This window comes from Mesorhizobium sp. M1006 (genome assembly GCF_040318825.1).
Classification (GTDB): Bacteria; Pseudomonadota; Alphaproteobacteria; order Rhizobiales; family Rhizobiaceae; genus Mesorhizobium.
Map to the genome: position 1 here is coordinate 1 of NZ_JAMYMZ010000070.1, position 22,681 is coordinate 22,681.

9 protein-coding genes and 13 pseudogenes are annotated in these 22,681 nt (G+C 59.4%); 10 read left to right on the forward strand and 12 right to left on the reverse strand.

The features are described from left to right. Positions 1-654: pseudogene (locus NKH60_RS32125) on the reverse strand (ISNCY family transposase); the annotation flags it as partial. Positions 655-828: 174 nt separating this feature from the next. Between NKH60_RS32125 and NKH60_RS32130 the strand changes: the two are divergent. Next, positions 829-1,264, forward strand: a pseudogene (locus tag NKH60_RS32130) (transposase); the annotation flags it as partial. Positions 1,265-1,420: 156 nt separating this feature from the next. On the opposite strand, the pseudogene NKH60_RS32135 reads toward NKH60_RS32130, so the two are convergent. The 4 pseudogenes from NKH60_RS32135 to istB form a co-directional block, all read right to left on the reverse strand. After that, positions 1,421-2,872 (reverse strand): annotated as a pseudogene (locus NKH60_RS32135) (CocE/NonD family hydrolase); the annotation flags it as partial. 878 nt (positions 2,873-3,750) lie between these two features. Continuing rightward, positions 3,751-5,088 (reverse strand): annotated as a pseudogene (locus NKH60_RS32140) (IS5 family transposase). Between the two features lie 271 nt (positions 5,089-5,359). Further along, a pseudogene (locus NKH60_RS32145) lies at positions 5,360-6,204 on the reverse strand (IS3 family transposase); the annotation flags it as partial. 203 nt (positions 6,205-6,407) lie between these two features. Next, a pseudogene (gene istB / locus NKH60_RS32150) lies at positions 6,408-7,068 on the reverse strand (IS21-like element helper ATPase IstB); the annotation flags it as partial. 217 nt (positions 7,069-7,285) lie between these two features. Between istB and NKH60_RS32155 the strand changes: the two are divergent. The 3 genes and pseudogenes from NKH60_RS32155 to NKH60_RS32165 form a co-directional block, all read left to right on the forward strand. Then, positions 7,286-7,489, forward strand: a complete 204-nt coding sequence (locus NKH60_RS32155; RefSeq protein ID WP_352874706.1) for a hypothetical protein — start codon at positions 7,286-7,288, stop codon at positions 7,487-7,489. Positions 7,490-7,518: 29 nt separating this feature from the next. Further along, positions 7,519-7,828, forward strand: a pseudogene (locus NKH60_RS32160) (transposase domain-containing protein); the annotation flags it as partial. A 36-nt stretch (positions 7,829-7,864) separates the two neighbouring features. Next, positions 7,865-8,108 (forward strand): annotated as a pseudogene (locus tag NKH60_RS32165) (transposase); the annotation flags it as partial. A 202-nt stretch (positions 8,109-8,310) separates the two neighbouring features. On the opposite strand, the pseudogene NKH60_RS32170 reads toward NKH60_RS32165, so the two are convergent. Continuing rightward, positions 8,311-9,384 (reverse strand): annotated as a pseudogene (locus NKH60_RS32170) (M24 family metallopeptidase). A 708-nt stretch (positions 9,385-10,092) separates the two neighbouring features. On the opposite strand from NKH60_RS32170, the pseudogene NKH60_RS32175 reads away from it, so the two are divergent. Then, a pseudogene (locus NKH60_RS32175) lies at positions 10,093-10,325 on the forward strand (IS110 family transposase); the annotation flags it as partial. A gap of 309 nt (positions 10,326-10,634) precedes the next feature. Here NKH60_RS32175 and NKH60_RS32180 read toward each other — a convergent pair. From NKH60_RS32180 to NKH60_RS32205, 6 genes and pseudogenes are all read right to left on the reverse strand, one after another. After that, positions 10,635-11,723, reverse strand: a complete 1,089-nt coding sequence (locus NKH60_RS32180; protein WP_352874707.1) for an alcohol dehydrogenase family protein — start codon at positions 11,721-11,723, stop codon at positions 10,635-10,637. 34 nt (positions 11,724-11,757) lie between these two features. Next, positions 11,758-12,864 carry a mandelate racemase/muconate lactonizing enzyme family protein gene (locus NKH60_RS32185; protein ID WP_352874708.1) on the reverse strand — a complete coding sequence of 369 codons (1,107 nt, stop codon included), beginning with the start codon at positions 12,862-12,864 and terminating at the stop codon, positions 11,758-11,760. Between the two features lie 370 nt (positions 12,865-13,234). Then, positions 13,235-14,689: an aldehyde dehydrogenase family protein gene (locus tag NKH60_RS32190; protein WP_352874709.1), complete on the reverse strand. Its 1,455-nt coding sequence runs from the start codon at positions 14,687-14,689 to the stop codon at positions 13,235-13,237. Then, a complete protein-coding gene (locus NKH60_RS32195) occupies positions 14,682-15,788 on the reverse strand; it encodes an aromatic ring-hydroxylating oxygenase subunit alpha (protein WP_352874711.1) in 1,107 nt (368 codons plus the stop codon). Before NKH60_RS32195 ends, NKH60_RS32190 begins: the two co-directional genes overlap by 8 nt. Before the next feature lie 836 nt (positions 15,789-16,624). Continuing rightward, complete coding sequence (locus NKH60_RS32200; RefSeq protein ID WP_352874712.1) at positions 16,625-16,921, reverse strand: hypothetical protein; 297 nt, start codon at positions 16,919-16,921, stop codon at positions 16,625-16,627. A gap of 874 nt (positions 16,922-17,795) precedes the next feature. Beyond that, positions 17,796-17,984: pseudogene (locus NKH60_RS32205) on the reverse strand (IS5/IS1182 family transposase); the annotation flags it as partial. Here NKH60_RS32205 and NKH60_RS32210 point away from each other — a divergent pair. From NKH60_RS32210 to NKH60_RS32230, 5 genes and pseudogenes are all read left to right on the forward strand, one after another. Continuing rightward, a pseudogene (locus NKH60_RS32210) lies at positions 17,984-18,183 on the forward strand (IS5/IS1182 family transposase); the annotation flags it as partial. The pseudogenes NKH60_RS32205 and NKH60_RS32210 overlap by 1 nt on opposite strands. A gap of 276 nt (positions 18,184-18,459) precedes the next feature. Next, positions 18,460-19,183, forward strand: a pseudogene (locus NKH60_RS32215) (transposase); the annotation flags it as partial. A gap of 447 nt (positions 19,184-19,630) precedes the next feature. Further along, entirely contained in the window at positions 19,631-20,977 is a 1,347-nt protein-coding gene (locus NKH60_RS32220; protein ID WP_352874713.1) for an NAD(P)-dependent oxidoreductase, read from the forward strand. Continuing rightward, positions 20,977-21,684: a class I SAM-dependent DNA methyltransferase gene (locus NKH60_RS32225; RefSeq protein WP_352874714.1), complete on the forward strand. Its 708-nt coding sequence runs from the start codon at positions 20,977-20,979 to the stop codon at positions 21,682-21,684. Before NKH60_RS32220 ends, NKH60_RS32225 begins: the two co-directional genes overlap by 1 nt. Beyond that, positions 21,681-22,610, forward strand: coding sequence for a 2-oxoglutarate and iron-dependent oxygenase domain-containing protein (locus tag NKH60_RS32230; protein ID WP_352874715.1), 930 nt, complete (start codon positions 21,681-21,683; stop codon positions 22,608-22,610). Before NKH60_RS32225 ends, NKH60_RS32230 begins: the two co-directional genes overlap by 4 nt. The last annotated feature ends 71 nt before the right edge of the window (positions 22,611-22,681 follow it).

Genomic DNA, 22,681 nt, shown 5'->3' on the forward strand with positions numbered 1-22,681 from the left:
CTTGATCACACGCGCGCCGATACGGGTCTTCTCTCGCAGCTTGAACGAGGGCTGAAAGAGATTGCCGTGCAGCCGCACTGCGTCATAGAGACGAACAAGCGCCACCGTGGCTTCCGCAACCACGAACCTGCCATAGCCGACCAGGCGACGGATCGTTCTTGCGTTAAGGACGGCAGCGGGTGAACTCGATGGCGGCATCCAGACAGTAATCGCGTATCGTCTCGTTCAGGAACACGCTGCCCACCAGCGATGTCTCGAACCTCGCGAAGAGCGCGATCAATCGTGGCCGCGCTTATCGCCAATAACCGGGTGTGGATCTCTGCTGTTAGATGAAGATGCCCATGACGCTCCATCGCCTCCACCAGAATCGGAATCAGCGTCTTCAGACGCTTGCCGCAGATGCGGTCCGAAGCCTCCCAGAGCACGACCAACGCTTCACGGCGGCACCATCGTAAATACGACGTTCGAGCCGAGGCCCCGAACGAGCCGCCGGCGAACCGTTGCGAAGCAGCCGCTTTGCGTGCTTGCGGTGAAAGCCACTCACGGCAACAAACTCATCCAGAATCCGCGCCTTTTCGGCATGCAGCCTTCAATATAGCGCTGCCTTACCGCACCCACCAATTCATCGCGAGTCGCCATGCTTACACGCCTCATCTGATCTGCTCCTGCCACACCATCGCCGGGAGCAGATCAGATGAGGCAACGACTTACTATTCAGGAGGAATTCAGACGAGGAATGCGCCTTGACCCGCATCGCTTAACGCTGGTCCGCAGCCGAAATCGACATGCTCATCCCCTGGAACTTCAAGCCAGACGCCATCAGCTAACCGCTTACGGCTCGATCATCTGCCGAGGAAACATGGCGACGACTGCCTGCAGGAGCTGCGTTGGCTGTACGACCGGCGCGATCTCGCCGAGGCCAAGGCCGTTCTCGCCGCATGGCTTGCCAAATGGTCGGAGCGCTATCCGCGGCTGACGACATGGGTGAAGGAGACCATCGAGCGCACGCTGACCTTCTTTTACCTGCCGCGCCAGCACCACAAGCACCCAAGCACCTGAAGTCCACCAACATGCTCGAACGTCTCAACGAGGAAATCGCCGGCGCACATATGTCGTGCGCATCTTTCCCAACGCCCAAAGCTGGCTGCGCATGGTCAGGGCGCTGGCTGTCGAAAGCAACGAAATTTGGATGGAGGCCAACCGCTACATCAACATGGATGATGTGCGCGAGCACAAGAAGCTCGCTCTGCGCCAAGCCGCATGACCACTACCATGGCCGCCCCTTTTTTTGCAGAACTTGACGCACACATCCGGTCAGGAAAACCAGAGTCAAGTAGAGAACCTAGGCGAGCTCGCTTTGCTGATTTGGATCTGATCCGCGCATCACCATACTGGCCCGCGGCACTGCCGTTACTATGCGCTATTGGTCAATTTTTTGTGACGGGATTACGGGCAGGATCACACAGGATTCAAGCCCTGGCTGGTGAAAGACGCGCTGGTGCGCAACTGTCGGCTCAGTCTCCTGGAATGGGTTTGCAGTCCCACCATTCAGATTGCGATCGTACTGCGTGAACCACGAACTCATGACTTCGATACCTATTCGGTGGCCTGGAAGGAACCGATTGCCGGTTGCGTCCATTGAGAACTCGAAGAGGGTTGGCTCGTGCGGCTCTAGGAGGCGAGGGCTAGCGAGGGACTCGCGAAATCGGGCACGCAGGACGCCACGAGTCAGGAACCTAGCCGAACCATCGGGATAGAGGTCAACAAGACGGACATGCCAGTCTGTATCCCGTGCCGATGATGACGCATACAGTCTCATAGTCACCCAACCGACAACATCCAACGGAGCCGCGAGCACTTCACTCGTATAACACAGGACGCCCTCGCATCCTCGAATCGCTCGGTCATCCACGGGCCCTGCTTCCAAGCGCCACAGCATGCGAGGCGATTCACGAGGGTCGTAAACGTAGGAATCTGCTTCCTCGGCGCTCGTTGGAGGGCTCCACGAAAGCTGTCCGTCGCTCAGAGAATCATCATTCTGCGTGGCTCGGAGGTACAAGGGCGTGTACTCAGTGGTTACGAGTGGCCAATCGTCCATCGCCCACCACTCGTTGGCGCCCGCAACAAACACCCTTACTGATGGCTCCTGGCTCAATTGATTCTGTTTGCCTTTGAGCCAATGATCGTAGAACTGCAGGATGTAGTCATCGAGGCTCACCACAGCTGACGGGCCAAAATCAACTCCTGACAGCGTGGCCGTCTTGTTTACTCGGTGTGCCCATGGCCCGATGACCAATCGTTGTCCGCGCCTAGCACTCTCGGTGAGTCCTTGATCGCGCATTCGCTCAAAATTAAGTGGAGAGCCGGGAAAGTTCATGTCCCACCAACCCGTAATGCTAAGCGCTGGAACGGCCATTCGTTCATAGCGTTCGTAGGAGCCGGCGGCCCAGAAGCTGTCATAAGTTGGATGTTCAAGCCACTCCCGCCACCAGTCTATTGATGCTCCGGCCATCTCCGGAAGGCAGCTGGAAGGGATGGCCTCGAAATACTCCTGCTGTTGCGACCATATCTCACTGAAGTCGGTGACTTGCCAGCTGCGATCTCCCATACCGACAGCCCATTCTCCGAATGATATGAGCAGCGCACCATTGAAGATTGGCTCATTCCGCCACAGCGACCCCGGCGGCGAGACGATAGGAACTATGGCGCGCAGATGTGGTGGTGCCTCACATGCGGCGTACCACTGCGTTTGACCGACATACGACGTACCATGCATGCCCACATTTCCATCGCACCACTCCTGTCGAGCGATCCATTCGATGGTATCGTAGCCGTCGATGGCCTCGTTGAAGTACGGCTTGAATTTCCCGCCGGAGTTGAAGCGGCCTCGAACATCGACTACGACGACGACGTAGCCGTTCTCAACAAGTTTCCGCTAGAACTCCGCACTCCAAGAGCGCTGTTTTGTCTTGTCATATGGCGTTCTGATCAGAATCGCAGGCGAAGTACCTCCAAGCGCTCCGTCCGCACAGATCAAGTCAGCAGCCAACTCGACCCCATCGCGCATCGGGATACGCAGATTGTGCACCGTTCTTATGGTCACTGTCTCGGAACTTTGGGGCGACGCTGCCGGCCACCTGAAATCCACGAATGATCCGTCGCTCAGCGCTTAAGCTATCCACTGATTCTTCCAATTCATCCATCCTTCAGGGGGCTCGACTTGGGCACAGCCATCACTTCGGGAAACACGCGTAGGACGTTGGCGCCTTGGCGACACACAGCGCTGTTCATTCATCATTTTCGGTCTCAGTCCGGCGATTTTTCAACATCGTCAGCATTAGGTTTTATTCAGGTTTTATTCCCAACGATTGAAAATGCTTCGTCCATACCTATTTGGGCATTGAAAGCATAATGTCGGCTAGCGTAGCCACGATATGTTGACAGAAGCTCGGGCAGAGAAATTCGTCGGTGCAGCTTCCCCGAACATAAGCCCCAAACCTCCTCATCAACTTCGACGGTCTAAGCTTGGCTGCTTAAGTCGCATGAATTTTGGCCGAGTGGTACGAAATTTCAATTATTGGACGTTAGGTCAAATACTGTTTGCATATACCTACCATCTAGACGTGAGATGGACGCTGAGACTTGCAATGGCCTGATGTGATGGACGACCTGCCCCAGGCAGGATCGCTCGGCCCGATCTTAGTTTGTGAGGTCACACAAGCGACAGCGTCGACCGTGAACAATCCGGTCCTAAGCGGCGACCTGTTTTTCCCGGGGTTGAAGCACAGCGATCAAGAGCGACAAAAGCGCCTTCAGCCACCTGAGCAGGAGGGAGAAGTTGTAGCCCGCGGCGGCCAGGATGGCGTTGATCGCGTCGCCCGTGGGCGAAGTAATTGCGGCCCATCCTGTGTTCGCTTTTGATATGGCCGATCACCGGCTCGACCGCGGATCGTCGTCGCATCTGGCGTTTGATGGCCGGCGTCACGCGACGCTTCTGGCCTGCAGTGAAGACCCTAAACCTATGACTTTGCGGCGCGTTGTGGCCGCGGTAGCCGGCGTCGGCGAGGATGCGCTCGATCTCGGCGCCGATGGTGTCTTCCATCGCGGGAATGACCGTTCCCAGCGTGTGCCCGTCATAGGGGTTGCCGGGAAGGGCCATGGCGAGTAGGGCAAACTGGCCGCCCTTCGAGCGCTTCAGCGTGGTGGCGATGGAGACTTTGACGCCGAATTCGTAGGGCGCGTGCGCCTTCCCCTTGCCGATGCACTCGACCTCATGGGCGTGCAAGCTGTAGATCTTGCGGCCCGCGCTGACGCTGCCTCTGTTCGAGAACGGTCGAGGCCTGGTAGAGCGGCCACTTGAAGATCGTGTCCAGCTCCGCATCGTCGGCGATCTGGCGCTTGATGTCGCGGATGATCCGCCCGAGATAGGTCTTCAGTTTGCGCAAGGCCTTGCCGGCCCTCTTGAACTGCTTGGCGTGCGCATAGCGCTGATTGATCAGCGCCAGCTTACCGACCCGGACATAGCTCTGGCGCAGGTCGAGCCCCACTCTTTTCGCCAGCCGCACCAGCCGCTCGCGGGCGCGATGGATGAGCTTGGCGTCGGTCGGGAACATCACATTCTTGGGCTGCACCGTTGTATCGACGATGACCCGCCGCGTGTCCTGCGGCTTCATCGCTCCGGTCTTCACCGCCACCGCCAGGCTTTCCTTCAGCAGGGCCGTGATCCGCTCCTCGCCCATGCGCTGACGCCAGCGCGTCATCGACGAGCGTCGAATGGCAGTCATGTTGGAAGAACTCCTCGCCGCACAGGTATTGGAAATAGGGGTTCTCGATCCAGCGCTCGCACAGCGCCTCATCCGACAGGTCCAAGGTGTGCTTGAGGATCGCCAGCCCGGCCATCAGCCGCGTCGGCAAGGGCGGCATGCCCGGTCCGTCGGAATAGACCGCGCCGAAACGCTCTTCCAGCACCGACCAGTCGATGGCCTGCGTCAACCGCACCAGTTCGTGCTTCATGTTGAGAATCTGATCAAGGCGGGCGCGGAACAGATCCTGTTCTCCCCTCTCGCGCCGCTCGCGTGGTTTGCCCATCCCCTGGCTCTCCGATTCACCGCGATGAGGGCAGTGAATCACGCTTCGCCGGGCAGGAAAACCACAAACTGGAATTGCAAGGAAACGACCCCCAAATAGGCCGTTTCCTGCAATCTCGAAGTCAACACCGCAGCCGTTATCTACGAAATATCAGTGGCTTCCGAATTCTTCACGGCCGACGACCGCTGTCCCGTGGAACCCAGCGTGCCACTGGGTCTGGGACAGCGTCAGAGTACCTCTTAAGTTGACGTGCTCCCCTGAATATCCCCGTTTATGAGTTAGCCCTGTTCACGTTGTGATCCTTGACGGATCGGGTTGCATATTCAAGCGGGGTGCGCCCGTCGAGGCTCGTGTGTGGCGATTCTCATTGTAGTCGATCCTCCATTCTTCGATGGTGTTGGGGGCGTGCCGATAGCTGGTGAAGAGCCGTTCGTTGAGGCACTCATCGCGTAGCCGACCATTGAAGCTTTCCACGAAGCCATTCTGCATCGGCTTGCCCGGTGCGATGTAGTGCCATTCGACATGCCGATCCTCCTGCCAAGCCAAAATGGCGTTCGAGGTCAACTCGGTGCCGTTGTCCGACACGATCATGCAGGGGTAGCCGCGATGCCCGGCGATGATTTCGAGTTCGCGGGCGACACGCTCACCCGAGATCGAGTTGTCGACGACCGTGGCCAGACACTCCCGGCTGAAGTCGTCGATGACGCACAGGATCCGGAAGCGGCGACCATCGGTCAGCGTGTCGGAGACGAAGTGGAGGCTCCAGCGCTGGTTGGCGTCCTGCGGTATCGCCAGCGGCGCCCTGGTGCCCAAGGCCCGCTTGCGACCGCCGCGCTTGCGTACCGTCAGCCGCCCCTCGCGATAAAGGCGATAGAGCTTCTTCCAGTTCACCGCCACACCTTCGCGCTTCCAGCCGACGGTAGCCGAAGCGCCGGCGTTCGCCGGCCAGTTCTCGCAGCCGCTTGCGCAAACCGTTATCATCCGGTCGGGACGGACGGTAGCGGTAGACCCGCGGCTCCATGCCGACGAGCCCGCAGGCGCGACGCTGCGAATAGCCTTGTTCTCGATCGCCCAAGTCACGGCAGTCCTCCTCGACCCGGGCGTTAGAAGTTTCCTCGACGAACTCATCGAGGATGAGGCGCTTATCGCTTCGGCTCCCCGATCGATACCGCCCGACAATTGCTTCCACCAATTCCGACCGTGTCGCCATGCTGATCCGCCTTGCCATTCATCCTCCGAATCGGGATGACAACACCTGACCATCCCATTCGGAACAGCGACACTATTGGTAACATTTTGCTTGAGGCAATGCGCCCCCTTCACTGGTCTGCTGTTTCGTTGGGTTCAAGGGTCGGTCCGGTCTTCTGCAGAAGGCCGGACCGACGCTTTTCGCGGAGACGGTAGCTGTCGCCGCGGACGGTGATCACCGTAGAGTGGTGAAGCAGGCGGTCCAGGATCGCCGTGGCCACAACGGGCTCGCCAAAAACACTTCCCCATTCGCCCGCGGAGCGGTTGGAGGTGATCAGGATCGATCCCTTTTCGTAGCGCCGTGACACGAGTTGGAAGAACAGGTGGGCGGCATTGGCCTCGAAGGGCAGATTCGTCGATGATGAGCAGTTTCGGCCGCGACAGGATCGCCAACTGCTTGTCGAGCGAGCCGTCGCTGTGGGCCTCGGCCAGCGTCGCCACCAACGTAGCAGCGGTGATGAACTGCACATTGTAATTCTGGCGGATTGCCTCGCGGCCGAGGGCCACGGCCAGATGGGTCTTGCCCGTGCCGGGTGGGCCGAGGAACAAAAGCGTGTCGCCGTGCGCAATCCAGCGGCAGGTGGCGAGTTCCCTGATCTGCCCCTGATCGAGCGATGCCTGGGCGTCGAAGTCGAAGCCGTCCAGTTCGCGCACGAAGGGGAACTGGGCGATCTTGCTTGACATGGAGATGCGCCGCTCGTCGCGCCGGGCGATCTCGCGCGACACGTTGAATCTTACCTCGCGCGTCACTGCGTCGTGATGCTCAACCAGCGCCTTTGCAAATCGATCAGAACTTCCGTCGGCACGCCCCAAACCGCAGGAAGATGCCCTTTGCTCATGCCGGGCTTTTCGAGGTCGAACGCAAGAGCCTGACTCGAAACTCGGCTACGCGCGACGCGGAACTGGCCTTCGGCGCGGCGAGCTCATTGTCACGGCCCCGGTCGGCTTCGTGAAGGTCGGCGACAGGCTTGAGAAGGATCCCGATCGCCGTGTCCAGGACGCCATCATTCTCGTCTTCGACAAGGTGGCCGAACTCGGCAGCGCCCGGCAGGCCCTGCTCTGGTTCCTCGAGCATGGGCTGGACTTGCCAGCCAAGCGCAACAACGGTGACGTGGTCTGGCGTCGGCCAATTATGCGACCATCCACCGGATGATCGAGAACCCGATCTACGGCGGCGCCTACGGCAGAATCTGCCTCAGCAACAACGCGGCCGAAAGAGCGCTGCGTGGCATTGCTCTGGGAAGGCGTCGATGAAGCGGGCGAAGTCGGCCCAGCGCCTGAGCATATGATTGGCTTCGAGACCGCAACTGGACCTTCGCCGGTTCCCAGCGCGGCGCCGACCGCGCCGCCGTTATGCTTACCCTCATCACCACGGCACGCCTCAACGACGTCGACCCGTAAGCCTGGCTCGCCGATGTCCGCCCGCATTGCCGATCTTCCCACCTCGCGCCTGGGCGAAGCCGACAAGGCCGCCGATCAGCAGGCCGCCTGACCTTCACGCATCGCCATTATGGAGCCCGCCGCGCCCACGCGCGCCCAGTTCCGGTTGTTCCTGCATGCCGGCGCCTACTGGATGATGTTGGGCCTGCGCGCCGCGATGCCGAAGCGCTCAAGCTTTGCCGTCGCCCATTCGACACGCTGCGTTTGCGCCTCATCAAGATCGCCGCGCGGGTGGTCGAGATGAAGACGCAAATCCGCTTGCATCTGCCGACATCCTGCCCCCACCAGCGCGCATCCTGCGCATCGTCCTCGATCGCATCCCGCGGCTCGTGACATATCCGACGGGGCGCCCACGCCCCGAAAAACAAACCCGCCGACCGCAACCCGCAAACCCCCGCCTTCCATCACGACGGCTCACCGCCGGCGCTCGAACAGGGTTGGTACAAGGCACTGCAACGGCGAACAGATCGCCGCTTCAGGCCGCCGAAAACTCATCGCTGTGCATCAAGGCGGTTAGAGAACTGCAGAGAGATGTCAGTCAATCACTAGCAGCTTACGGGGAACGCTAGACAAGCATTTCGATTCTCCAGTCTCCGTATCACAGTCCAGTCATGAAGTGGAATGTCATGCCGGGACGCAACTCCGTTTTGTCACCCTCCCCAAAGCTTGCTGAATTTTCGCCCCACAATGGCGGATAGCCGAGGCCTATCGAATAGCCAGCACGGCCAGTCTTGACCAAGCCGTAGCGAGCCAACGCAGCAACGTAAGCCATATAGATGTCCTCGCAGCAATTCCCGGGCACGGCCCTTTCGAGGCCAGCCTGTATTCCGTCAAGAACTGCCTTCTCAGCCTCCAGTTTCTTTTGAGTAGGTTTTCCAAGGTAATAAGTCCGGGCCAGCGCGCAGTGGTACCGCTTATGAGCACCAGCAAGCTCAAAGAAGATGCTCTCGTCGGGTCGGATCGGGCTGTCGCTCCACGTGAGGTGAGGAGCCGAAGCATCGGCGCCGGCGCCGATACTTGGCACGGCGGCCGGATAGTCTCCCCAATATGGTCCCACGCCCCGCGTGCCAGCATGGGTAAGCTCGGCAACTACATCTGACTGCTTTCTCCCAGGCCGCAGCACTTCGGAGATGCGCTGAAACATCGAATCAACGATCTTACCAGCGCCGCGCATGTATTCAATTTCTTGTGGGGATTTTACAATACGTTGCCAATTGATCACTCGATCAGCTCGTTTGAACTTTGCGTTAGGCAACGACGCTGAAAAGGCCTCGAAAGCTGCGGCGGAAAGATAGTAGTTGTCTTTTCAACACCGACAATCGCCGAGCCGTACCCTTCGTCAGCGATGACCTGACCAAGAACCGTCATAGGATGTACTGTATCGGACTGGACGTAATGGTCTTCGTACCACCTGATCCGATCCTCGCCGATATACGCGGTCCGTCGACAACCGTTAGCATCCATGCCGCGACCGAACCAGAGGGGATCTTTGTCCTTGGTTACAACCACGCATTGGGGAACGTAAAACGCATCGCCATCGTAGCCGGTAAGCCAAGCCATGTTGGAGGGATCCGTAACGACCAGCAAGTCGACGCCTGCCATTTCCATTGCATTTCGAGCCTTTTCAAGCCGCGTTCTGTATTCAATTCAAATCGCAGCGTTTGGGCGCTCATGATGGATTTTCCATGACGTTTTCTGACGGCGGTTGATGGTGTAGCGATCTAGTTAGTTGCTCATGGACGACTCTCACATAGAGCATCGCAGGTTCCAAACCGATGACTACGCAGTGTACGCCGCCCAGAAGTTTGCAAAGCGCGGCAAAACCGCCCCCGCGGCCCGCCGTGTAATCATCGGCTTGGACTGGCCTGGCTGGCCGACGTGCTCGCGCGCATCGACGGTTCCGGTCGCGAGCTCAGCTGGCTGAGCCTCCCCCTCGGCAGAACTCGAGTGGCGGCAAAGAGCGCCATGGGCCGGATGTCAAAGCAGGGCAACTGCTACATCCGGCCCTTGGCGCGACTGGCATACTTCGCTACGCGCGAGCAAAGTGCCGGATGAGTCTGTTTACCGCCTCGCTCTGGTCGTGGTGTGCGGGATGCCTCGCGATGTGATGGCGAGACCGGTCAGGCCGGGAACAGGGACAACCCGTCGAATGTCCGAGGCATCATAGCCTGATAAGCAGATTGGGACCCAGTTCGCCGACCCCATCAGGGCCAGCAGTCTCGAATGGCTGCATCAACAGGCCGGACAGAAGACTGCACCCGACCAACGCGCCATAACGTCGATTTACCTTTTGCATCGCGGGAGCCACCCACAGAGGACATTCAGGGCAAGGTCAGCCGATGCGGCGACGAACTCGCCCGCACGGCCCTCTATGAGGCGGCGCATTCGCTGCTTGGTCTCAGCAAGAAATGGTCGAGCCTCAGGGCATGGGGCATGAATGTCGCCAAACGTCGGTTGCCCGCAAGCTCGCCGTCATCCTGCATCGCATGTGGAGCGATGCAACCGCGTTCCGCTTTGGCAAGGAAGTCGGCGGCCCCGCGTCGGCATGAAATAGGACAACAGATAAACGAAGAGGAACATACAGACAGTGATTTACCCGAGAGGGTGATCCGGATCGTTCCCGTGGGGACGATGGGCAAGGCGATCTCGTTGGCAGGCTAGATCCTGGATAGATTCTCCCAAGGTCGCTCAACAGATTGAGACGCCTCGCCCTCCTGACCCCATCATGCGGCGGCCCGGCGCCGACCGCGAAGAGAAGCGAGTGACCCACGGGGCGACATCGTCCGGAAAAGACAGGAAGCTTGACCTCACCGACCCCAATCAGAGAAGCCTGCTAGGCTCCTGTTCCGTCGCAAACGTCAGGTCATCGTGACCACGATGTTGCCGACGTGCCGCTTTTCCATGAATGCCTGTTGCGCCGCAGTGAGTTCGCGCAGCGGGTATTGCGCAGCCAGCAAAGGCCGAATCAGGTTTTGTTCGATTAGGCGAACAAGGCGTGGCGCCGTGCCGGGAGGCACGATCGTCGCGCCTGTGAGTTGCAGGTCCTTGTAGATCAGCTGGCGCAGGTCGAAATCGACCACGGGCCCGGCGATCGCGCCGGAACTGGAATAGCGGCCTCCGTGACGTAGCACCTCGATCAGATATCCGAAAAATCTACCCCCAACGACGTCGAGTGCGACATCGACACCGCCGCCGGTGGCTGCGCGAATTGCTTCGGCCATATCGGGCGATGCGCGGTCGATCACCGTGTCAGCGCCGAGTTCCTCAAGCAGGGCCGCCTTCGAGCGCGAGGCGATCGCGACCACATGAGCGCCGCGCAGCCGGCAAAGCTGTATCGCGGCAGATCCCACTCCTCCCGAGCCGCCGGCGATCACCACGGCCTCCCCAGGCTTCAAAAAGGTGCGAGAGATCAGGTTCTCCGCGGTCGTGTAGGCGCAGGGAAAGGTTGCCAGCTCAGCATCGGACAGCGGGCTGTCGATGCGAAGCGCGTTGTCTGCACGCACCTTTGTGTAATCGGCAAATCCGCCGTCGCATTCGGAGCCGAAATAGCCTGCCTTTTTGTTGTCGAACCAGTCACCCGGGCCGAGCAACCAAGGGTCGATAATCACCCTTTCGCCAATCCGGCCGGTATCCACGCCCTCGCCGACGGACACGATCCGACCGGCCACATCAGCGCCCTGGATGCGCGGAAACTGCAGTGCCGCGCTGCCCCAGCTGCCGGCGTCGGCCTCGGCCATGGCGAAGCCCGCACTGCCGCTCGACGGGGTGATCCCGTCGCGAACGGCTTTGGAATACCAAGCGGTGCGGCTGTTGATGTCGGTATTGTTGAGTCCGCAGGCTCCGACTTTTATGACCACCTCGCCGGCAGCCGGCTTAGGTACGGGCCAATCTTCGCGGTAGTCGAGCTTATCAAGGCCGCCGTGACCGGTAAGGATCACCGCACGCATCGAGGGCAGCTGAGTCACGTCTTTCTCCTCGGGATCAGGAATAGATTGTAACTGCCTCGCCTAGGGCCTCGACGTCCGGTTCGACGCCGAGACCGGGGTCAATCGGCGGGGTAGCAAAGCCGTCGATGTTCCTGGCACCCTGACCCGCAACCGGGTCGACGGCGAGATGATGATGGCAGAGCCAGCTCGCCAGCCTGTTTTCGGTTGGCGTGGAGGACGCTAGGTGGATGGCAGCCGTATCGGCCAGTGCGGAGCCGCCGAGGTCTTCGATGTGCATCTGCCAGCCTATCGATACGCCGAAATCGCGGATCTGCCGGGCTTTGGTGAGTCCCCCGACCCGGTTTGGCTTCACCTTGACGCCTTCGCAAGCACCGAGCTTCCAGGCATCCAGATGGTCCTCGAAGGTATGCAGGCATTCGTCGAGCATGACCGGTTGGCTCACCCGTTTCGCGACATGCGCGCACTGCGAAAGGGTCTGGCAGGGCTGCTCGACCCAGCCGCGTATGTCAACATTGTTCAGGACCTGAATCGCGACGGCCGGCACCCAGGCGCGATTGACGTCATAAGTGACGGTCTCATCAGCTCGAACAACTGCTTCGATGGCCTCGATCCGAGAGAGGTCTCCTGCCGGGTCACTGCCGCCGACCTTGGCCGAATGGGTCCGATACCCCTGCGCATAGGCTTCGCGGATAAGGGCAATCATCTCCTCATTGGAGCCGGTCGAGATCGACGAATTGACCGCGACCGGAGCGGCCTCTTCGCCACCAAACAGGCGCCACAGCGGCATGCCGCTCGCCCTGCCGAGAATGTCCCAGCATGCGATGTCGATAGCCGACTTGACATAAAGATGGCCGGGCAGCGCGGTGTCCATGGTGCGGTTGATCGCCTCGAGCGCGCGCGGGTCGCGCCCGAGCAGCGCCGGTGCCAGAGTCGCAATACCGGCCCGAATACCTGGTCCGTGCGCAGGCAGATAGGTGTTGCCCCATGGGCAGCCTTCGCCCCAGCCGGACAAACCGGCATCCGTGTCGATGCGAACGAAGGTGCTATCGAGTTTCTCGAATTTTAGTCGGCCGCCGGACAGCCAGTAAGGTTTCGTCAGTGGAAGCTCATGCTGCCACACGCAAATTCGGGTAATTTTCATAGCAGGCCGCGCTCCTCAAGAATCTTTCCTGGCGACACGAAAGCATTCAAGCGCCTGTGGCGCGCCACAATGGATTCCGACAACATGTATCGCGGCGCGAATTTCGTCGACGCACACGCTTTGTTGAGCGCGCCACGACAATGGATGGCATCGCTCCGGGCGCCCCGATCCTGGCTGGGTCCATGAGCGAACACGTCTCGGGGCCTTCACCCGTCGTTTTCAAGAGGCGACGAGGCATGGTTCTGGGGGTTCGGTGGGGGCGATGAAGCGGTTGATCCGTCTGCAGCGATTCTTCTCCACATATTCGGTCCCCGACTTTGCCTAGCGCCCGGCAAGACCTTCTCGAATGAGCGTGCTTCACACGGGACCCCTATGTTTGAAGTGCGATTGCGATGTTCTTGGTCTGCACGTAGTTCCACAAAGCCTCGCGGCCCTTTTCCCGCCCATAGCCGGACTTATCAAAGCCGCCGAAGGGCGTCTCAACGCCTCCGGCGAACCATTCATTGACGAAGATCTGTCCCGCGCGCAGCCGCGCGGCTATTTTCATCGCTCGGGTAACGTCAGCGGTAAAGACGCCACCTACGAGCCCGTAAGTGGTTCCGTTCGCAATGCGCACCGCCTCTTCCTCCTGGCTGACTCTTAGGATGGACAGGACCGGTCCGAAGACCTCCTCTCGGGCGATGCTCATCTCCGGCGTAACACGGTCAAATATGGTTGGCTCGAGAAAATAACCTGGCTGGTCAAGTTTGCGCCCACCAACCACGGCCCGGGCCCCCTGGCGCTCGGCCTCGCGGCACATTGCTTCGGCATGATCGCGCTGAGCAGCAGAGATCATTGCTCCCATATTCGCACCAAAGTCTGGTCGTTCGATGCCCGGTCCCACCGAGATCGAGCGGGCCATGTCAACGACCCGGTCGACAACCTCATCGTGAACGTCGTCATGGACGATCAGTCTGGACATGGCCGAGCAAACTTGGCCAGCATTGAAGAAAATCCCCCAGCGCACTGACGACACGAGCGCGTCGACATTGGCGTCGGCCCAGACGATTGCGGCCGATTTGCCGCCAAGCTCCAGCACGCAGGGGACCACGTTTCGGGCTGCTGCCGACGCGATACTGATGCCGGTTGGCACGGAACCGGTGAAGACGATCTGGTTAACGCTTCGATTGCCGACCAGCGCCACTCCCGCTTCGCGGCCAAGCCCGCACAAAATGTTAACTGCGCCGCGCGGCAGGCCAGCGTATTCGGCCGCCTCAGCGATGTACGCGCTGGACAGCGGGTCGAGTTCTGGAGTTTTCACCACGCAGGCATTGCCGGTCGCCAAAGCCGGGGCCAACGAGCGCGCGGCCAACTCCACCGGATAGTTCCACGGAACCAGCTGGGCGGACACGCCATAGGGTTCGTAGGTTGTGAAGTCGTAATAACTCGCACCGAGCGGGATCGAGCGGCCCTCGAGCGTTTCAGCCTGGTTGCCATAATATTCGAAGTAACGTGCCGCACCCTGGATCTCGAGCCAAGCCTCCCATAGCGGCTTGCCCGCCTCATGACACAGCACTTCCGCGATGACGTCGATATTGGCAAGAAGATAGTCACCCATCGCCCGGACCATCCGGCCCCGCTCCACCGGACGCATTGCAGTCAGCACGCCAGTTTCGTGACACCTTTTAGCGGCGTCGAGTGCATGGTCAACGTCAGCAGCGTCGGCAAGCGCCTGCTCAGCGACTTTTTCGCCAGTGGAGGGATCTTCGACCACAATCCGGCCGGCGCCACCGTCGGTCCAGGTGCCGTCAATATAGTTCTGCCAATAGGCCTTAATCTTAAGCATCAAGGGCCTCGCGCATCCACTGCTGGAGGACTTGTATCGAGTGCTCGGAATTGACGCCGCAGTCAGGATCGACGACGAGCGGGCCCGGCCGATAGCCGCGGCATTTCAGCCCGCGCTGGACGGAATCCACGATCTGAATGTCTTCCTCTACGGTGGTCGCCCGATCTTGGGCCGCCAACTTGCGTATCAGCTCTGAGTCGGCTCCCTCAATCGTGTACCACCCGCGCCATACCACGACCTCGTCCACGCCCTTGGGATGCCAGTGATATGTGTTCAGCACGTTACCGGGATAGACCTGGAAGGAGAACGTCGGCCACAAGAACCATGATGAATACTTCCCCGCGCAGGGATTGTCGGCGAGATCAATGGGGTAGCTCATGCGCTCAAGATTCTGGCATTCAGTTGTGTGCCTGAGGCAATAGCCCTGGGGCTGGATGTCGTAAGTCTCCGGCTTGATCACGCCGGTCGAAAAGGTCTCGTGATTGATTTGACAGTGATAACACTCGGAATAGTTCTCGACAGAGACTTTCCAGTTGCAGTGTTCAGAAATTTCGATCCATTCCAGTGGTTTCAACCGTTCGATATGAGGGACATATTCAGTAAGTTCCACTCGAACTCTCGAGAACCATTCATCCATTGGTTTCGCATCTGGATCTAAATTTACGAAAACAAAGCCCAAGAAAACCTCGGTTCGCACCGGCTCCAGACAAATATCATTGCGATCGAGACGCGGAACAGCCTTGATATTCGGACCGTTAAGCAGTCGTCCGCTGATCTCATATGACCAGGCATGATAGGGGCAAACGATGAGCTTTGAATTTCCCGTTCCGCGCAGCAACTCATGCGCCCGGTGCTGGCACACGTTGTAGAAGGTACGCACCTCACCGTCGCGATCGCGGATACAGAATAAGCTCTGGCCAGCGATTTCGGAGGTGAAGTAATCACCAGCCTTCTCCAGGAGGGAGACGTGCCCGGCGAATTGCCATGTTCGAGCCAGCAGTCCAGCCTGCTCCTTGGCGAAGATTTCCGGTGCGGTGTAGTAGCGGGCATCCAGAGATCGTGCGGGCACGATCGGCGATATGGCGCGGGGGTTCATCATTGAAGCTCTCTCCTGCAGGTACTAAGCTTATGGCGTCGCCGACAAGATAGCTTGATATTGCTGACAATCTCGTGGCCGGCTTTGGCTGTCGTTTTCATAGATGAGACGTGTGGTGCCGCGATCATGACTGCTTCTCCGTTGTACTTGACTTGTGCATCATACGAAAAACCCAATAATGCGTCCTACTCCGCCAACTATCCTCCATCGTATAGGCACTCCACCACATGCACGCCCCCTTCCTGCAAATGCCACACCTCATCTTGAAACGACGCCACCCCTGCATAGCTCTTGCGGTTCCATGCGACGATGAACCCGCCGTGCGCGTCGCAAGATCGACATCGCGCTGACTATCACGGTAGAAGCCATTTTTTCCGGGGCTTCTCTAGTCTTTTGCACTTCGCTTGGACTACTTTTGACGCAAGCATGAAGCATCCATTCGATGCAAACGTCACGCCACGAATAAGATTGTACTGCTACTGTTCAACGATATAGATTCCTGCTTTTTTCTACAATAAGCAGTATGTGAAAAAATATTTTCTAAGATTAACTATTGATCACATGTGTTTAACATTGAAGCAATTAAACCTTAGTATCGGTGACACCAGGGAACTAACGCCCGTACCCACCTTTGACTGCATTTCACTGATGTCGGCCCGCCGGCCTGATGGCATCTGATCGGGATCGGCTGGCCAATCTTGGGACGCGCATCAACCTGCTCTCGTCTTAGCGGCCTAATCTAACCGGGTTCACCGTCCCCGCGAGGGACGTCGTAACGGCAGGATCCGTTGTCGATGCCCGCCGTGTTCCTCCTTATGCTTATCCTCTTGTCGAACTCTTCAAAATACGACTGCCGCAGCACGGCCTGTCGGGAGAAAGCGCTCAGCATCTGGTGCAGCCACCGCTAGCCTGCGCGCAAATGCAACCTTGGCCTGCGCATACCGGCCCGCTTCGCCACCGCAAGCGCACCAAGACTTCAAGGCCGAGCCCTTCACCGGTCGCGTCAGCAAGACGTTGGCCGCCTCGTAGAGCACCACAGGCACCCCATGTTCGCCGACCTTGAAGATCCGCCCCGTGACGTCGGTGTCAAAAAACTGGTACTTTCTCGGCGTCAGGCCGAATTGGGCGCCCACCATCCGGGAACAAGCGAATCCGCGACGGGTCGTCGATGGCCGCCGAAAAATGTCAGCGCCACCAAGCGCCACCCCCCCGGCCCGCTCGTCAGGTTACGCACCTGCGCATCGCGACTTGCCACCCCGGCAAGACGCTTCTCGTCGTCTTGAACTCGCACAGCAGCACCGCTCGGGTCTCGAGAAGAGCCTCGGCAATCTGCCGCAGCGCGTCATGAAGGGCGACTAGTTCGCGAACCCGCCGCTCAAACGTCTTCGGCGTCGTCGGGCCAACCTTCAGGCCAAAGCCGCGCAAGACCCGCGGATGCTCATCTCGACATCGTGCCGCTTCGACTGCAGGAGCTTGCGCGTGGTCAGAAGAGCGCGGACCTCCTGTGCCGGCAGTGACTTGCAACACAGGGGCGGAACCAGCCAAGCCGGGTGAGCTGTGCGATGCCGCGCACATCTTTGCGATCCGTCTTCACCGGCATTGCCTTTGAACGCGTCGCGCACGTGGCGCCTCGAGAAGCTCCACTGCCAGGCCGGACGACGCCTGCAGCCTAGCAAATGGCCATTGCGACAGCGGGCCTGCCTAAAGGAAAATCCGCACAAGCGGTACTTCGGGCGCCGAAAACCAGGCAATCAGCGCCTCCGGCCCGCTCGCTACCTTCGCTTGCCCCACGGTCTTGTCCTGCCCATCAACGACACTCACCGAGACGCCGTTCACACCATTCATTGTGAGGGACGACTGCTTCGACCGAAAGTCTCGCTGCGACGCCAGAGGCCCGTTACCCCGTCTAGGTTCTACGCCAGGGAGGTGACGGCGTGGTATCGATCCCCATGTTAGCGCATTTAACGTAGCGGTCGGGCGAGAAGCACAGCTTCGTCCCTCTTGCGGTTAGAGCCTGGCTTCGGGATCGGTGGTCGAGGCATGCGTGTCGTTCGACCGCTTCTGGCCGTGGAAATCCGTTTCGGCGTTGCGTCTACCGCCCTGAGCCGGCGACTCGTCAGAGCCGTCCTTCGGTCTGACGCTCTTCATCAACGCCCACGCCTCGATCAGCGTGCCGTCGACCGAGAAGTGATCGCTGGCGCACGACGCGGCACGGTGGCTATGCCGCCAGCCAGCGCATCAAGAAGCGCATCGGAGAACCGTTCGGTTGGATCAAGACGGTCGCCGGACAGGACAAACAAGGTTCCCGCGGCCGTGATCGTGTCGGATGGGCCTTCACCTTAGCGGCGGCTGACTACAATCTGCGCGGCTGCCGAAGCTCGTGGCGGCGCCGACATGACTGCCCGCTAGGCTGACAGCTGATCGGCCGCTGGCGCATCGTCGAGGCCGATCTGTGGGATCGGGACCATCTCGACCTCGACGGGCCAGCCACGATCACCATCGGGACGGACAACATCGGCGAGATATCCTTCGGCGCTCTCCAGGCCGGCCTCGATGTCAGCTACAGCTCATCGATGGTCTTCTTCACGTGGGGTGGTCGCGACGAGATGGACGAAATCAGCGCGACGCCAGGCCCAACTCTTATCCTATCACAACGGCGACGAGGCCTTTCTCAGAGTTACGCGCGGCGAGCGAGCCGCAGGCGCTTTATGAGGCCTTGCGGAAAGTCGATCTGCCGCTGGAACCCGTCGGGCTCGATGCCTGCTGTCTGGCGGCCTGGCTTTTGATGGTATTCGCGCCGAAGGATTGCCGGCCATTTGCATCGAGACCCGGGCCAATGCAGCGATGAAGACGATGCCGAACAAGACGGATCGCAATGACGCACGCGCCCCAGCGCAGATCATGCGCACCGGCTGGTACCGACAGGTGCATGTGAAAGCCAGCAGTGTCGGCTCTGGCGTTCCCTCCTGGTCGCTCGACGCACGGTCCTCAACGAAATGCGGACGATCGAGAACGTGGTCGATTCTTCGGGAGGCCGGCCTCAAGCTTGGCAGGCCAAGCCGTGCAGCCTTCGCCGATCGCGTGCGCGAGCTCATTGGTGCTGACAATATCGTCATTGCGCTGGTCGAGCCGCTCCTGGCGATCGTTGCCACGATGTTGCGCGAGTTCGGACGACTGACAAAGCAGGTCCTCAATATCGCCCGCAAGGAGCAGTCTGTCGCGACTGATGAGCGTTCCAGTGTGGGGCCCATCACCGCGCTCGCCTTCCGTGCCACGATCGATCAGCCAGACCGCTTTCGCCGGTCGAGGGATGTGGGCGCGCATCTGGGCTTGACCCCGGCACGCTATCAATCTGGTGAGACGGACATTCAGGCAAGGTCAGCCGATGCGGCGACGAACCGCATGTGGAGCGATGCGACCGAGTTCCGAAGAGGAAACACGGTGGTTCGCCCGAAAGGGTAATCCGGATCGTTCCCGTGAGGACGATGGGCAAGGCGATCTCGTGGGCAGCTAGACCCTGGGACAGACCTCCCAAGGTCGCTCTACAGATTGAGACGCCTCGCTCTCCTGACCCCATCATGCGGCGGCCGCGAAGAGAAGCGAGTGACTCGCAGGGCGACATGGTCCGGAAAAAAGAGCAGGAGAAGCTTGACCTCACCAAACCAATCAAAGACGCCTGCTATATATCCCGTCGCGCCAAATACTATAAATTACACACCGCATGGGACATGTAACAATGATTACACATTTCTTTCATTTTACATCACGTTTATTGGGATGTATATGATCGTTCCACCATATCCATAACTACGTAACCTTATCGAATTGTCATGAATGGAACTTCTATGCTCACTGCAAAAGCTGAAGCAGGCGCCGGGGGCCCGGCTGTTTTCCGCAACGCTGGACGCATTGCATTCCTTGGTACCGGCAGAATGGGGCGACCTATGATCGCCAAGCTCCTGGAAGCCGGCTATCGAGTAGCCGTCTACGATATCGAGCCCGCAGCCGCGAAAGACGTGCTGGACAAGGGAGCCCGATGGCATGACGCACCGCGCGAAGCGGCCCGCGATTGCGAGATCGTAATCACTTGCCTGCCGATGCCTCGCGACGTCCTTGACAACATGACGGGCGAGAAAGGCGCTTTAGCTGGAATGCCACCGGGCAGCGTGTGGATCGACGCATCCACCACCGACTACCACAATACGCTTGAGATCGCCCGTCGGGCGGCAGCAATTGGCGTGTATTCGCTCGAAGCGCCCGTGAGCAACCTGTCCCACATGGGGGTCGATTTTAGCAACGTTAGCTTTTTCGTCGGCGGGCCACAGGAAGCCTATGCGCCTAGCGAAGCTGTATTGCAAACCACCGGAGCCGTATCTTTTCATGTTGGAGACATCGGTCAAGGCCAATCTGTCAAACTGCTGACGAACCTATTGTTTTACACGGCTGCCGTTGCGTGCGGGGACGCGCTCTGCAAAAGCGTGCTCGCCGGCGTTCCAGCGCAGCAGGCATGGCGGAATTTTGTTAGTTCTGAGGCGAACTCAGTCGCGATCGAACAGTTCGCCCCGTTTCTCCTGGATGGCAGTTGCGACTGCTCCTGCACTTTGGAGATTGCCGTGAAGGACATGGACTTGACTGTTCAGCTGGCCGACGAATTGGGCGTGGGGCTGCCGATGGGGCGTGTCGTCGAAAAGCGGTATAGCGAAGCAGGACGGAAATTCGACCGATACGACAACCATCTGCGAGTCGTCGAATTGGCGCAGGCGGCCTGCGGCGTTCGACTACGAGTGCCGGGATATCGCGCGCCATCTAAGTACGGGGCCGACTCCGCGCATCCCGCAGATCAAGAATTTATCACCGATTCCATTGGACGGGTCAAACCGAAGCGCGAGCATGTGTTTCCGCTTGAGGACGTCGCGCTCAGCGACGCTCAAATACTGTTGTTGGAGTCTTTGGCGGCAGAACTCACCCACGTGAATCGCTTGATCCTTGATGAGGCGTTCAGCCTTGGACGCGGCATGGGCCTGAGCGAAGCCCTGATTCACGACGTGATCACCTGGAGTGTGGGCGCCTCCGCATGGTCGGACAGCCATGCTCGGCGAAACAACTACGAAGATCTTAAAGACTCAGTCGTGCCCATTGCGCCGACAACGACTGTACTTAATCGAAGCTGTATTTTTACGGAGGAACTGTAATGAAAACCCTCGATCACCAGACGTCACTGGACCAAGCCGCAAGAAAGCGCATCAAGGAATCTCATGCCCTCGACGGCGACGCTGGTCGCCTGGTCCACTTCTATCGCGGATGGGCCAGTTCCTATGAGCTTGATGTCGGCCGCGAGGAGTACTGCGGACCAATGATCGTGGCGGAACTCGCAGCTGCCGTGCAGACAGCCTACTTCGCCAAGCAGCGAACGGCGGTCACAGTCTTGGACGCGGGTTGCGGAACTGGCCTCGTCGGCGTGCAGCTGGAGCGCCTGGGCTTCCGGTTGATCGACGGGATCGACCTCTCCGAAGATATGTCCGAACGGGCCCGGAAAACTAGCGTCTATCGCGAAGTCCGAGGCGATGTCGACCTCAACGGGCTGCTCTCCGGCCACGCCAATGCGACCTATGACATCACGGTCTGCTGCGGCGCGTTCACGCTCGGGCACGTTCGACCGGACGCACTGCGCGAACTCGCTCGCGTGACGCGCCCCAACGGATTCATCATCGCAAGCACCCGCAAGAGCTATGCGGAGGCTACATCCTTTGAAGATGAGGTGCGGCATCTGCAGGACGAGGTCGTGCTTGTGACGACGCAGTGTTTAAACGACGCAAGATACTTGGCGGAGGAGGGCGCGCATTACTGGGTTTTTCAGGTGACCGATAAAGCCAACGTAACAACGGAGGAGCAGCTATGATCACGCTACCGCAAATCTCACTGGTAAAACTGGCATCCGATGTAACGCGAAAAGAAGAGTGCGAGAGGCTACGCCTGGCCTGCGAGGAGTACGGGTTCTTCTACCTTGAGCACGGGGTACCGAAAGAACAGATCGCAGAAGCCATTCAAACTTCCCGGCGCTTCTTCGCGTTGCCACAATCGACAAAGGAACGTTTCGGTCACTCCGCCCAAGATGTATACCCTGCTACCGCCCGTGGGTATAGTCCGCTCTACGGCGAGGTGCTACATCCCGAGGCTGGCCCCGATCCGAAGGAAATGTTCGACCTCGGAATCGAGAACGAAGGTGACCGGCGTCCGTTTGCTGGTTGCACACGCCTTCCGGATGATACGTTGGCTCCTGGGTTCGCTCGAAGTCTGCTTGCTTTGCAGGCTACTGTCGTCAATGAGGTTGTACCGAAGCTCGGAATTGCTCTGGCCGAGCTGCTCGGAATGGAAGAGGGCTGGTTTCAACGTTATTTCACCCCCCCAACAGTCCTGCAACGCGTGATTCGGTATCCATCCACCGGCGGCACGGCCGCCAAGCACACGGACAATGGCTTCTTCACGTTGCTGCTGCAGGAGGAACTACCCACCCGCTCCTTGCAGGTGTGGTTCCAGGGACGCTGGGTGCCGGTCCCGAGCCTACCCGACAGTCTCGTAGTCAATCTGGGCGACATGCTTCAGGCCCTGAGCGACGGCCGCTTCATGAGCACGCCGCACCAGGTTGTGCACTGTGGTCCGACTGACCGGATTTCGCTACCATTTTTTATCTATCCTGACATCGACGCTCGCCTGACTTCGCGGCAGGGGCAGCAGGCCTTCGCTGTCGCGGAAATGATGTTGCGCAACTTCGAGTCAATCTGGGAAACTGGGGATGGCGCTGGACGCGCACGCGCGTTGCGGTAGATCGTTAGGTTTGTCAAGCATGAGCAATGGCGACGAGGCGGACCTTGACATGGTGCGCTGGAAGAACTCTC

Excerpts from the sequence above, each read along its gene's own strand:
- NKH60_RS32225 (WP_352874714.1), top strand. The coding sequence starts at position 20,977 with ATGAAAACCCTCGATCACCAGACGTCACTGGACCAAGCCGCAAGAAAG.
- NKH60_RS32200 (WP_352874712.1), bottom strand. The coding sequence starts at position 16,921 with ATGGTGGGCGCCCAATTCGGCCTGACGCCGAGAAAGTACCAGTTTTTT.
- NKH60_RS32190 (WP_352874709.1), bottom strand. The coding sequence starts at position 14,689 with ATGCTTAAGATTAAGGCCTATTGGCAGAACTATATTGACGGCACCTGG.
- NKH60_RS32180 (WP_352874707.1), bottom strand. The coding sequence starts at position 11,723 with ATGCGTGCGGTGATCCTTACCGGTCACGGCGGCCTTGATAAGCTCGAC.
- NKH60_RS32230 (WP_352874715.1), top strand. The coding sequence starts at position 21,681 with ATGATCACGCTACCGCAAATCTCACTGGTAAAACTGGCATCCGATGTA.
- NKH60_RS32220 (WP_352874713.1), top strand. The coding sequence starts at position 19,631 with ATGCTCACTGCAAAAGCTGAAGCAGGCGCCGGGGGCCCGGCTGTTTTC.
- NKH60_RS32195 (WP_352874711.1), bottom strand. The coding sequence starts at position 15,788 with ATGATGAACCCCCGCGCCATATCGCCGATCGTGCCCGCACGATCTCTG.
- NKH60_RS32185 (WP_352874708.1), bottom strand. The coding sequence starts at position 12,864 with ATGAAAATTACCCGAATTTGCGTGTGGCAGCATGAGCTTCCACTGACG.